We start from the raw sequence: 12,482 nt of genomic DNA on the forward strand, positions 1-12,482 counted from the left end.
ATATCTCCTTTAATTACAACAAATAAACAGCGGACTCATTGTAACATAAATTCGCTAAATTGTAGCCGTTTTATTTAAAAACAAGATTATATTTTTCTCATTTTTGCTTCAATTCATGAACATACGTTTTATTTGTGAGAATAATTTGGGTCATATTTATCTGTTTCAATGTATATATACATCTTCTTGTCAGGAAGAGACTGACGCATATTTTTTTCAATATCATTGATGATCGAATACGTTTCATTTTCTTTGTTTCCAACAATATCTGCTTTTGCAGCGACTAAAATTTCCGTTGGACTTAAATGAACGGTTTTGATATCAATTAGCCGACTGATCTCAGGTCGTTCAAAGGCTAACTTGATTTTTGATAAATCGCTTGCTGTCACACTTTCACCAATGATCAGACTATAAAATTCTTTTGCTAGGAAAATCGCAGCTCCCATCAGTAAGAAACCTATCAGTAATCCGCTGATAGCATCAAATGCAGCAATCCCGGTTGCATAAGTCAAGATTGTTCCCACTAAAGCCAAGACCAAACCGATTACAGCACACAAGTCTTCCGTAAATATAATCAGTATTTCACTATGTCGACTTTCGCGCAAAAAGCGCATCGTGGAAAGATTTTCAGTATTCAATTCTTTGATTTCCTTCATTGCGACACGCAAAGAACTTCCTTCGATTACCAAACCAAATAACAAAATGGCAATGACAATGATTGGATTACCAACTTCATGGGATGGATGCGTCAATTTTTCAAAAGCTTCCATCACCCCTAGTGCTCCCCCACCGAAGAAAAGCATCATTGCGACGATCGTACTAAAAAAGTATTTTGCTCGGCCTTCACCAAATTGATGCAAGTCGCTCTGACCTTTATTAGCTTGTTTATCGCCAAATAGCAGCAAAATCTGATTACTACAATCAACGATACTATGGATGCTTTCATTCAGCATGGCGGCACTGCCACTGATTGCATAGCCGACAAATTTGCTGATAGCGACTAGAATATTAGCCCCTAGAGCAGCAATTACGGAAAACATTCCGCTTTTTTTAAAATTTTCCATATTCTTTTCCTTCTTTCATCAAGTGAACTGGCTAAAGTGCGGCAATATCCGCCCTTTAACAGTTTTTATGAAACTTATAGTTTAGATAAATTGAAAATGACCGATTGTCCATTGTTCAATTCGATCTCTTTTGCCCCAGTAGTAGCACTTTTCCCATCCACAGTAAACATCCAATAGGTTTGATTCTTTTCATCCTGAGAATGCCCTTCAAGCGAAGTGATGAAGCCATCATTTTCCTCGACTTCAAAATTTTGTTTCAAAATAGTCAGCAAAGTTTCTCCTTTTTTGAAAGTCACTTCTTTTTTCAAAAAGTTTTGACCATTTTCTTGTAACGTGATCGTTGCTTTTTGCGATGTTTTTACTTCCTCCTTTTGGTTGGAAGTCGATGGTGTGTTGGTTGTACTACAGCTTGTCAACATGAGTACACTGACACTCATTGCAAGCAGACTATAAATTATTTTTTTCATTTTTTCCTCCTGAATGATTGTAAAAACGTTTGACGACTGGCAGAAAAACAAGGAAGAACACAACATTACCTATACTGTGCATCAGATCAAACGACACCCCTTGAAGGTAATAGACCCAAGGTTGAGGTAAATGATAGAGGAGCGTATCGAAAACAGTCATCCCTATTCCATAAACTATACCTGCTAGAAAAAAGCAGGTTCCTTTTAACCAGAGATTCCTTCGGATTGTTCTTCTCGAGCAGAAAATTGAAAACAACGCCAGAACGACGGTATAGCTGAGCCACTGACCGAAGACCCATGGCCCCACACCAAAATAAAAACTGCTGATTGCGATAGAAAGACTCATGACAATTAGCGCATCTTTCAAGCTTAAGTAAAGAACTATAAACAAAAAAATAGCAGTCATTGGCTGGAAATTCGGAATAAATTGAAAAGCGATCCTACCTGCTACACAAGCAGCAGACAATAAGCTAAGCTGGGCGATTTTATTTGTGGACATTCTTGATGTAACTCCTCCTTCACCAGCAGATGATTCACGTTCATTCAGTACATACAGAAAAGACTTGTGACAATTATTCTGGATAACTGCCGCAAGTCCTTTGGAACAGAATTATCTGAATGACCTCTGGTAATCCAACTTATCCAATCAGGACTTTCTCACCATTAACGGAACCAAGAATTCGTAATTGATAAAGAAATCAATGACGGATCGTGGGTAATCTCCAGATGAGATCGACAAGACCGTTTGATCTTTTTCGTTTGTTGCTATCGTTAAAGACTGTCCTTTATCTAATCGTACTTGATAAGTAGTTTCGTTGATCTTTTCCATATCATAGGATGGATTTTTCATCGCCACGATAAAAATATCATCCAATACTTCATTCGTCAATTCAAATTCGCTCTGAAGGTTCAAACGAAGTGGCTTCGTATTGTCTAGTAGTGTCTGATTAACTGTAAAACCAAGTGTTCTAGCGTGGGCTAATAATTGATTCAATTTGTGATTGAAAATCGTGATCTGTCCTGCTGAGAATACTCGATCAACTGACCAGTATCGGATCAAAGAAAGCACTCGATCATCTTGGACATCGATTTCCATCGTCTCTGGTGATACATTTAGAAGACTCATCGATTCCACTTGGTATCGTTGATCGATGGTCGGTAATACAAAGGAAAAGACTAATTCGTTTTGTCCATTCAACGTATAATTGATAGAGAAATGTCTTGTTTTCCATGTGTCATAAGCTGAATTTGATCGTTCCAGACCAATATCATTCAACGGTTTCAGTAATTCATATGTGAAGTATTCGATCAGACTTGTCTTTCCAATCGTTGAGATCGGTTCTTCATTCAATATAAAGCGGTCATATGATTCTAATAATTCGGGAAAATCTGATTCAATCAAATATTTTCTCATACGTAAATCCGCTAATTCTGCTTCCGCTGTTTCAATCAAACTGACGATATCTTGATGATCTTGCTCTTTTCCTTCTAAATACCCGGGATTTTCAGATACTTCATAAGCATGCGTGTTTTCTGAAGTATCCATATTCGTCGGAGTTACTTTTTCTTTTTCATGGATTTTTGTTTCTTCTGGCATAGGGACTTCTTCTGTGTCATCCAGTGGCTTACTTGTTTGTTCCTCTAATGAAGTGTTCGTTTCTTCATGATCTTCTGTCTGTGCTTCATTTTTTGTCCATTCTGCTTCATCGTGTTCATTCATACTCGGAACCTCCTTCATTAGATTGATTATTAGGATTTTCATTACCAAGATAATTCATCAAGAATTCATGGATTGCTTGACCAAACCCCTCTTTGCTACCGAAATAGCGACTGATTTGCCGTTGCTCTTTTTCTACGATGGCTGCGCGAAGTTGGTCCGCTCTTGCTTCTTGTTTCAATGCTTCTTTTTGCTGCTGGATTGTTTCAGGTGTCTCGATATAAGGAAGCCAGCCTAATTTTTCATTAGATAGCACTTGCTTCTTCTTCTCTAATTCTTGAATTTCTTCCTCGATTTTCTTACGATTCAAGAATCCTTTATTATCGTCCAAATCAGTCATCTGCCGATTGATTTCTTTTATCTGTTCGTCTAGACGTTCGATCTCTGTCTGGGCTGTGATCACCTTCGCGTCTAGCTCATTGATTTTTTTGTCATAGTCCGTTGTCTCCGGTTGGGAATATTTCTCCCACTCTTCATCGATCCTAGGCAAAACAAAAATTTCTGGCAAACTTGCATCGATACCAATTGTAGGGCGATCATGGTAATAAGTGCCGATTTTGTAATAGCTCATCGTTGGTGAGATGCTTTCTACTTGTTCCATAAAAGGAAATTCTTGCAAAAAACGATCATGGATCTTACGCATCAGCAATTGGTCAATCTCGTGATTTTCATTTGAGCTTCGTTTTAATTCTTCGTTCAATCGGCCGTTGTACAAACGGTAGATCTCAGGAATATCTTCTTCGCGGACAGCTTTTTCAAAAGCCTGTAAATCTTCTAATAATTGGGAAAGATTCATGCTTGCTTTTTCTTTGATATCATAAAAAGAAGACGATTCTTTTGCTGTATCCTGATTCGTGCTCGTCTCCTCTAGTTCGCCTTGCTCATAATTTGTGTTTGTATCTGGCTCTTTCATACTACTTGCCTCCTCTTACTCATCTGATTTTCACTTATTAATACTTCAATAGTACCATTTTCTGTAAAAAATTGTTATAAAAAAGAGCGGGCAATGCTCCATAAAACAGGCTGCACCAAAATTTGGCACAGCCTTTTTTTCGATCAACTAGTCTTTGATATCTGATTCATCTGATAGGACAGAATCGAATGCAATGACTTTTATCATATTCTTTTATTTACTAGGCAGATCTCTTGTTGTGAAATGAATGCGCTGATGGTCATCACGAGTTAGTTGCGTTTCTTCGTTTAAATAAGTAAACGTCAATTGTTCTAATTCGGGATCTTCAAGCATTTTTTCATAACCGGTAAAAATCGAACGGATATAGTGTTTATATGCGTTTTTCTTTTTCTGTCTTTTTTTCATGTAGCACCTTCCTTATCAAAAACTATCATACCAATGAATAACTATCTAGACAAGTTGGTTTAAACCATTTTCTTTGTTTTTTTGAGGAATTTTGCTCTTCCAGTTGACGAATCCAAAAAAAAATGAAAAAATGCTTTAGTACTTAAGGAGGGAACCCAGTGAAAAAAATTGGTTTTGATTCAGAGAAATATATTGAAGAGCAGTCCGCGTATATTTTGGAACGAGTGAACCACTATGATAAGTTATATTTGGAATTTGGTGGAAAGCTAGTGGATGACAAACATGCAAAACGTGTACTTCCAGGATTTGAAGAAGATGCGAAAATCAAACTGCTACAAAAATTAAAAGATCAGGCTGAAATACTGATTTGCGTCTATGCCGGAGACATTGAACGTAATAAGATCCGCGGTGATTATGGGATTACTTATGATATGGATATCTTGCGGCTGATTGATGAATTACGTGGTTATGGATTATTGATCAACAGTGTCGTTATCACTCGCTATAGCGGCCAGCCTGCCACGAAAGTCTTTATCAATAAACTAGAAAGACGAAATATCAAAGTCTATAAACATTCAGAAATCGAAGACTATCCAGTCAACGTAGAAAAAATCGTTTCAGAAGATGGGTTTGGGAAAAACGAATACATTGAAACAACTAAACCAATCGTTGTAGTGACAGCTCCTGGACCAGGAAGCGGAAAACTCGCTACTTGTTTGAACCAACTGTATCATGAAAGCCAAAAAGGACATGCAGCTGGTTACTCCAAGTTCGAAACTTTTCCAGTATGGAACGTTCCGTTGAAACATCCATTGAACATTGCCTATGAAGCAGCCACAGTCGATTTGAAGGATGTCAATATGATCGATTCCTTCCACTTTGACGCCTACAATAAAGTAGCTGTAAATTATAATCGAGATGTTGAAACCTTCCCTGTAATCAAACGTATTATTGAAAAAATTACTGGTAAAGAATCTGTTTATCAATCTCCTACTGACATGGGTGTGAATCGTGTAGGATTTGGTATCGTGGATGATGCGGTTGTCCAAGAAGCTTCTAAACAAGAAATCATCCGCCGCTATTTCCAAACAGAGTGTGACTTCAAAAAAGGATTGATTGACGAAGAAGCAGTTAATCGAATCAAACTGATTATGGAAGAAGTCGGATTACGCCCTGAAGACCGAAACGTTGTCGTTCCTGCCCATGATTATGCAGATAAAATTCAAGAACAAAGTCCTACAAAAGATCCTTCTGCTGTGATTGCAATCGAATTACCAGACGAAGTCATTATTACCGGACGTACAAGCTCATTGATGGATGCGTCAGCGGCAGTCATCTTAAATGCAGTAAAACATTTAGCGCATATTGCAGATGACATTCCTTTATTATCACCATTAGTTCTTGAAACAATACAAGGATTGAAATCAAAGACACTTCATTCCTCTTTGGATGCACTAAGCATCAATGAAGTCTTGATCGCTTTATCAATCAGTGCAGTAACGAATCCAATCGCTCAAGTTGCTTATGATAAACTAGCTGAACTTGAGGGAGCACAAGCCCACTCCACTGTGATGGTCAATAAAAATGATGAACAAACATTGAAAAAACTAGGAATCGATATTACTTGCGCACCTGTCTACCCTTCAGAAAATCTATACTACCAATAGAAAAAATTCACTTATAAAGGATGAAAACGAAACTATTAGCATTAGCTTAAACAATAGTTTCGTTTTTTTATAGCCATCACTAAGTGGATACACTTCTTGTCCCTTCTTGAGAGATATTCAGTTTGAAAGAAAAAACAAGAGTGTGATAAATTTTATTTCTCATACTTTAACTTGCTTTCTCTCTCTATTTGAAATACGAAAAAACAATGGAACATCAGTTTTTTTAGCGTCTTTTATCTGTTTTTTCGATTTATTTTGGTTGCTTTATATTCTAATGGAAAATGAATGCGTTTTACTCTAAAAAAGTAATGAAAATTTCACTAAAGATTAGTATTTTATTTACAAAACAGGTAAAATAAAACGGAATTTGGAATAGGAGTGATTATTTGAGTTATTTATTAGGTATTATTGGTTTATTTGTCACATTAGGTCTTGCTTTTTTGATCAGCAGCAACAAAAAAGCAATCAAATTGAAACCACTAATTGTGATGTTCGTTTTACAGCTTGTTCTTGGTTTCGTATTATTACGTACAACTTTTGGTACAGCGGTTGTTTCTGTATTGGCAAAAATGTTTGATCATCTTCTTGCTTTTGCTGGGCAGGGTGTTGACTTTGTTTTTGCCGGTGTAGCAAATAAAGGAAGTGCACCTTTCTTTCTTTCCGTATTGATGCCAATCGTATTTATTTCTGCTATTATCGGGATTTTACGCTACATCAAAATTCTTCCATTGTTTATGAAAGCTGTTGGTCTTGGGTTAAGCAAAATCAACGGAATGGGCAAATTAGAATCCTACAACGGAGTAGCTTCTGCTATTTTAGGGCAATCGGAAGTATTTATTTCCATAAAGAAGGAATTACCTTTCTTATCTGAGAAACGTTTATTCACCATGAGTGTCTCGGCTATGTCTACCGTGTCTATGTCAATCGTCGGATCTTATATGGCACTAATCGATTCTAAATATGTGATCACTGCCCTTGTTTTGAATTTATTTGGCGGATATATTCTGGCTTCGATTGTGAATCCCTATGTATTAGAAGAAAAAGAAGACGAACTAATTATTGAAGAAAACAAAGAACAGACCTTTTTCCAAATGTTGGGAGAATACATTCTTGATGGTTTCCATGTGGCAATCACGGTTGCTGCCATGCTTATCGGTTTTGTTGCCTTGATTGCTATGATCAATGCTATCTTTCACGGGATATTCGGTATTACTTTCCAAGAGATCTTAGGTTATATCTTTGCCCCTCTTGCCTTCATCAGTGGAATCCCATGGAAAGAAGCAGTGGATGCTGGTAGTATCATGGCGACTAAATTGGTTACAAATGAATTTGTTGCTATGACAGAATTAGCTAACGGTCATTTCCATTTTACTGAACGCACAACAGCGATCATATCTGTTTTCCTTGTTTCATTTGCCAACTTCTCTTCTATCGGGATCATTTCCGGTGCGATGAAGGGGTTAAACGAAGAAAAAGGAAATCTTGTTGCAAAACATGGGTTGAAGATCTTGTTAACAGCGACTTTAGTCAGCTTTTTAAGTGCTATTGTGACTGGATTACTGGTATAATAAACAAAAAAGCAACGTTGCTTTCAAAAGCTTTGGAAATATTTCCAAAGCTTTTTCAGTTGCTCAAATATCAAAGGAGAAATGATGATGAATTATTGCTATGTGTTTATCGGTCCTTCTGGTTCTGGGAAAACTTCGCTCGCAGAAGCTGTTTTTCAGCCGGAACAAAAGATCATTACTTACACGAATCGATCACCAAGACCTGGAGAAAAAGATCAAGAGGATTATTATTTTGTATCTGACGATACATTCAATCAGATGATCAAGCGAGACGAATTTGCAGAGTGGGATCAATATGCTCAACATAAATATGGTTCCAGCAAAGCAGAGATTACCAAAAAACTGAAGGAAGGAAATTGTTATGCCGTTTTGACGGCAAATGGTTTTTGGCATTTATACGAGTATTTTGGCACGGTAGTCCGTCCGATCTTTATTACGATTTCTAAAGAAACACTACAATCACGCCTGAAAAAGCGTGGAGATTCACCCGAACAGATTTCGGCCAGAATGGCAGTTTATGTAGAAGACTTAGCTCAACTGGAACGGTTGGCAGCTATTCCCACACTTTTAGTCGTGTCAAACGATGGAGCGTTCCAAGAAGCAGCAGATAAAATAAAAAAAGGATTATTGATAGAAACAGATTAGCTAAATATCCATAAGATAAGCTGAGAGGCCGCGACAAAAATGGTGTCACGACCTCTCGATGAACGGTGTTTCAGAAGTAGCTTCTTCGAAAATTATTTCTTGAAGATCACCACTACTGTCCCACTCTCTTAGCGATCAGCTAGTTGTTTTTCGTATTATTAAGTCTTCATCCTTGTGAAGATGCTTTTATACTCACTTGATTATTTTTTGATACGCTTTTCTTTCACCATGTTCAAAAGGGAATTCAATCATCCCTTGATAAGTGAATCCAGCAGAATAGATGGTCTTTTCCATCGGTTCATTAGCTGGATAAGTATCGATACGGACATCTTGGATATCTTTGCTGGCTGCAATCGTCAACAAATGTTCTAAGAACGGTTTTGCTAGTTTTTTCCCTCGAGTACTTTCTGCTAAAGCAACACGATGAATCGATAAATAAGGACCAGTTGATTCTTTCCAACTACCATCTATTTTTGTGTAAACGGGATCCACGCCTGAGACTAATGCAGCTGTTCCAACAATTTGATCTTCGACTATTAATACATAGCTTTCTTTTCTTTCAATATCGTTCAAAATCGTTTCTTTTGTTGGTTTCTGCCCGTTCTGCCATTGGGGAGAGCCTTGCGAAGCAATAAATTCCGCTGCAGCATCAATAATTTTTACCACTTCTTCTACTTCTTCTTTTCTTGTTAGCCGAATATACACATCCAGTTACCTCTTTTCTGTTTCTTTTTCATTTATATTCTCTAATTTTTGAATCACTTCATACAGTTCAGGAACTTTTGAATAACTTCTAAGCCAATTTTTTGGATGATCCAGTAGTTGATTGATAAGTTCCAAATGATGCATTAGCGACCATTTTTTCAATACTCCGAGTCCTGGAAATTTTTGTTGCTGGTAGAGAGCCAGTAATTCAATCATTCCTGAAGTGATTAAGAGCTGATGATGGTGACGCATGATCCATTTTTTCATTTTATCTCCTGCTTCAAGAAACTTCAATGCTTGATCTTTAGCGGAATCATTACTGTCAGAGACAAAATGCTTTACGCGGATATTACCGTAAGCATCGATATACGTTAGATGGATAGCAAGCGCTCGGCTAGGAAACCCTTTATCGAAATAACGGCTGCCTTCGATCGTGAAATCAGAAAATCCACTATATCCGTCTTCGTGGAAAAAAAGATAGTCATCGCTAAAAAAGTCGTCCGTTTTATCTGCATAACTTTCAACATGCTTTCTCGTTTGAAAAGAGTCACGGATCACAATTTTGTTTTCGGGCAGCCAGATGCGAAAGCGACTAGCATCTGGTATCAAGAATTTCGAATCGACTCCTGCCAGCTGTTTCCATACCTCTGCGTCTTTTGGGTAGTGTTGTCCATCGAAAATCAGAAACGTTGGAGGTGAATCCAGTACGTCGTTAAGATTTTCTGGCGTTAAAATCTGTGCAGAGACGACAGAGCTATGTTCCTTGACTGTCCAACTGTGCACATGCTGATCGAATAATTTAAATTGTCCTACTTGGGGATTTTGGATCACAGCGATTGGATGGTGCTTTTTTTGAAATAATTCGATCACGTTTTTAAGCGTAGCGGAATCACGTACTGGTTCGATCACCGGTTGGATTTTATTGGAGAGCAATCCTCGCGACAATGCTTCTTTTAATGCTAATAGGTCAAATTGTTTTCCTCTTAAATAAGGATAGTACATATTTTTCACTCCAATGGCTCTGTGGGCAACCGCCGGATCTGCTGTTGTTGCCTTAAGTATTCATAATCATGTTGAAGCGCCGCAACTTCTTCTTGCAACTCATTGATTGCCTGACTAGCTATTTCCTCTAAAAACCGTTCATAATATCGTTCGTTAGAAAATGGATCTTGGTTTTCTGAACGTCTTTTCAATTCTTTGTACAATTGATCTGTTGGAAAATATTTTACGCCTCGCTCCATTTGCTTTGCTTTTCTTACTTCTCTGAATAAAGAAGCCATAAAACGGTTTGTCAAAGCTTCTTCCGGTACAGCAAGCTCCTTCTTTGCTGCTTTTTTTGCAATCATAAATGTACCAGATGCAGGCATTTCCTCTTCGATCGTGTACGGGCGATATACTAGTACACCTATTCCTGTAGGGATCTCTGTTTTCACTTCTTCATATAGTTTACTTGGCAAAACAAAATAATTATAATGCCCGACAAATGACAGTTTGGCTGTAGAACGAAAATCTGCTTTTGTCACTTTCAGCTCATAGCATCGCCATTCTCGGCTTCCATCAAATTTTGTCAAGCAGCTAAGCGTATCTACAATTCCTTGGTCATCAGGCATCGTGACTTCTTCTACGACTAAGCCGCCCTGCTCGATGCAATATTGGTATAATGAGGATTCTATTTCGATGGTTTGCGGGGTTTTCATGTTTTTACCTCCGAACATATTTTCGTCTTACATTTTACATGAAATGATTTTAAAATACTAGACAGAATACACAAGAAACAAAAATAGAAATGATGCTTGCCACGCTAGCACCATTTCTATTTTTCAGATTGACTGATGGACGGAACGTTTTTCTAAATACTGTTGCACTTTTTCGATCCCGATACAAATGATCCAATAAATCAGTGCAACTAAAATATAAAGAGAAAAATAGTCGAATGTCCGACCACCTATGATCTTTGCTTTTTGAAATATTTCTGGCACTGTGATCGTTGCCGCTAATGAGGTACCTTTCACTAAATCCATAGCTACGTTACTGAGTGCCGGTACCGAGATTCGAAAGGCTTGCGGTAAAACGATATATTTCAATACCCCAAAGAAAGAAAAACCAGAAGCTAAACCAGCGTCCCACTGACCTGAAGAAACGCCTGCTAGTGATCCTCGATAGATTTCACCAATAAATGCACTGCTGGTAATCGTGAAGCAGATGACTGAAGCCGTTAAGGCACTTAATTGATAAGGTAACCCGAAATATAGCAAGAACAGCAAGACTAGTGCTGGAATACCTCTAAAGAACGATAAATAAAAACGAATAAATACATTCAGAGGTAGCCAATCCAAAAGACCTAGAACTGTCAAAAGCAATCCTACCAAGTTTCCTAAAACAAAAGACACGAAGCCAATCCCTAATGTGTATACCAAGCCTTGCAGTACGAAAGGAAGTGAAGTCCACATGAGGGAAAAATCAATGAGAGGAAAGTACATCAATCACTCACCGACTCAGTCATCGTTTCTTTCGGTTTGACTGAAACATCAGTTTGAAAATATTTTTCAGATATTTTCTTTGTCGTTCCATCTTCTTTCATCTCTTTTAATACGCCATCGATTTTCTTTTTCAAAGCATCATTTCCTTCTTTCAATAAAAAACCACTTTCGTTTTCATTGAAATAAACGTTCTCCAAGATTTTTACGGGGATATCTGGTAAAGCAGATACGGCCATTTTCTGCAAATAATAATCATTTAGAATAACGTCTGTTCGACCGTTTGCTACATCGCTTAAATATTGATCATTCGTGGCGTTATCGTAAGTGACTAGTTTAGCTCCGTGTTTTTCCGCTAAACGCATATAGCTAGTATTGGGTTCGCCAGCTGCTTTTTTTCCTTTAAGATCATCAAGTGAGTGGATTCCTGAATCATCTTTTTTTCGTACGATCATACTGTCAAATGAATATTTGAAAGGCTCTGAAAGGGAGAATTTTTTTTCTCTTTCTTTTGTGATACCAAAATCGTTCGCAGCAAAATCTGATTCTCCTTTTGAAACAGAAGTGATTTGTCCATCCACATTGTATTCTTTAAAGGAGATCTTGACATTTAAACGTTTGGCTACCTCTTTCGCCAAGTCTACGTCATAACCAACTAATTCATTTTGATCATTATAATAAGAAGCGGGAAATAGTGTGCCAGAAGTTGCTACTACCAATTCTTTCTTTTTTTCCACATTACTCCAGCTGTGATCTTCTTGGTTAGCGGCAGCTGTACCGCAAGCGCTTAAAATAAAAAAGACGCTAGTTATTAGAGCAAACAATCTTTTTTTCTTCATTTTTTCTTCTCCTTG

Annotated in this window: 14 protein-coding genes; 3 read left to right on the forward strand and 11 right to left on the reverse strand. The window is 37.6% G+C overall.

Annotated features, from left to right (window positions below; all coding sequences use genetic code 11):
* Positions 1–128 precede the first annotated feature (128 nt).
* From KFO35_RS03870 to KFO35_RS03895, 6 genes are all read right to left on the reverse strand, one after another.
* Positions 129–1,064, reverse strand: coding sequence for a cation diffusion facilitator family transporter (locus KFO35_RS03870; RefSeq protein ID WP_002315000.1), 936 nt, complete (start codon positions 1,062–1,064; stop codon positions 129–131).
* Positions 1,065–1,138: 74 nt separating this feature from the next.
* Positions 1,139–1,531: a DUF4430 domain-containing protein gene (locus KFO35_RS03875; protein WP_002329215.1), complete on the reverse strand. Its 393-nt coding sequence runs from the start codon at positions 1,529–1,531 to the stop codon at positions 1,139–1,141.
* Positions 1,512–2,030: a hypothetical protein gene (locus KFO35_RS03880; RefSeq protein ID WP_002290764.1), complete on the reverse strand. Its 519-nt coding sequence runs from the start codon at positions 2,028–2,030 to the stop codon at positions 1,512–1,514. Before KFO35_RS03880 ends, KFO35_RS03875 begins: the two co-directional genes overlap by 20 nt.
* A gap of 147 nt (positions 2,031–2,177) precedes the next feature.
* Entirely contained in the window at positions 2,178–3,251 is a 1,074-nt protein-coding gene (locus KFO35_RS03885; RefSeq protein ID WP_156271871.1) for a hypothetical protein, read from the reverse strand.
* Positions 3,244–4,161 (reverse strand): coiled-coil domain-containing protein, encoded by a 918-nt coding sequence (locus tag KFO35_RS03890; protein WP_002290761.1) that lies wholly within the window; start codon positions 4,159–4,161, stop codon positions 3,244–3,246. The genes KFO35_RS03885 and KFO35_RS03890 overlap by 8 nt, the downstream gene beginning before the upstream one ends.
* 213 nt (positions 4,162–4,374) lie before the next feature.
* Positions 4,375–4,566, reverse strand: a complete 192-nt coding sequence (locus KFO35_RS03895) for a hypothetical protein (RefSeq protein ID WP_002290760.1) — start codon at positions 4,564–4,566, stop codon at positions 4,375–4,377.
* A gap of 158 nt (positions 4,567–4,724) precedes the next feature.
* Here KFO35_RS03895 and KFO35_RS03900 point away from each other — a divergent pair, with 158 nt between their 5' ends.
* The 3 genes from KFO35_RS03900 (at position 4,725) to KFO35_RS03910 (ending at position 8,446) form a co-directional block, all read left to right on the forward strand.
* Entirely contained in the window at positions 4,725–6,233 is a 1,509-nt protein-coding gene (locus tag KFO35_RS03900; protein ID WP_002314997.1) for a DUF1846 domain-containing protein, read from the forward strand.
* A gap of 386 nt (positions 6,234–6,619) precedes the next feature.
* Positions 6,620–7,801 carry a NupC/NupG family nucleoside CNT transporter gene (locus KFO35_RS03905; RefSeq protein ID WP_002314996.1) on the forward strand — a complete coding sequence of 394 codons (1,182 nt, stop codon included), beginning with the start codon at positions 6,620–6,622 and terminating at the stop codon, positions 7,799–7,801.
* Positions 7,802–7,888: 87 nt separating this feature from the next.
* Entirely contained in the window at positions 7,889–8,446 is a 558-nt protein-coding gene (locus KFO35_RS03910) for a guanylate kinase (RefSeq protein WP_024635212.1), read from the forward strand.
* Between the two features lie 192 nt (positions 8,447–8,638).
* On the opposite strand, the gene KFO35_RS03915 is transcribed toward KFO35_RS03910, so the two are convergent.
* The 5 genes from KFO35_RS03915 to KFO35_RS03935 all read right to left on the reverse strand — a co-directional run bounded on the left by KFO35_RS03915 (position 8,639) and on the right by KFO35_RS03935 (position 12,467).
* Positions 8,639–9,151, reverse strand: coding sequence for a GNAT family N-acetyltransferase (locus tag KFO35_RS03915; RefSeq protein WP_002335053.1), 513 nt, complete (start codon positions 9,149–9,151; stop codon positions 8,639–8,641).
* A gap of 6 nt (positions 9,152–9,157) precedes the next feature.
* Complete coding sequence (locus tag KFO35_RS03920) at positions 9,158–10,153, reverse strand: sce7725 family protein (RefSeq protein ID WP_156271873.1); 996 nt, start codon at positions 10,151–10,153, stop codon at positions 9,158–9,160.
* Between the two features lie 5 nt (positions 10,154–10,158).
* The gene (locus tag KFO35_RS03925; RefSeq protein ID WP_025477249.1) at positions 10,159–10,848 is read right to left on the reverse strand and encodes a hypothetical protein; all 690 of its coding nucleotides are present in this window, start codon (positions 10,846–10,848) and stop codon (positions 10,159–10,161) included.
* Positions 10,849–10,971: 123 nt separating this feature from the next.
* Positions 10,972–11,631 carry an amino acid ABC transporter permease gene (locus KFO35_RS03930; protein WP_002306693.1) on the reverse strand — a complete coding sequence of 220 codons (660 nt, stop codon included), beginning with the start codon at positions 11,629–11,631 and terminating at the stop codon, positions 10,972–10,974.
* Positions 11,631–12,467, reverse strand: coding sequence for a transporter substrate-binding domain-containing protein (locus tag KFO35_RS03935; RefSeq protein WP_002306692.1), 837 nt, complete (start codon positions 12,465–12,467; stop codon positions 11,631–11,633). Before KFO35_RS03935 ends, KFO35_RS03930 begins: the two co-directional genes overlap by 1 nt.
* Between the last annotated feature and the right edge of the window lie 15 nt (positions 12,468–12,482).

It is taken from the genome of Enterococcus lactis, from assembly GCF_015751045.1.
Lineage (GTDB): Bacteria > Bacillota > Bacilli > Lactobacillales > Enterococcaceae > Enterococcus_B > Enterococcus_B lactis.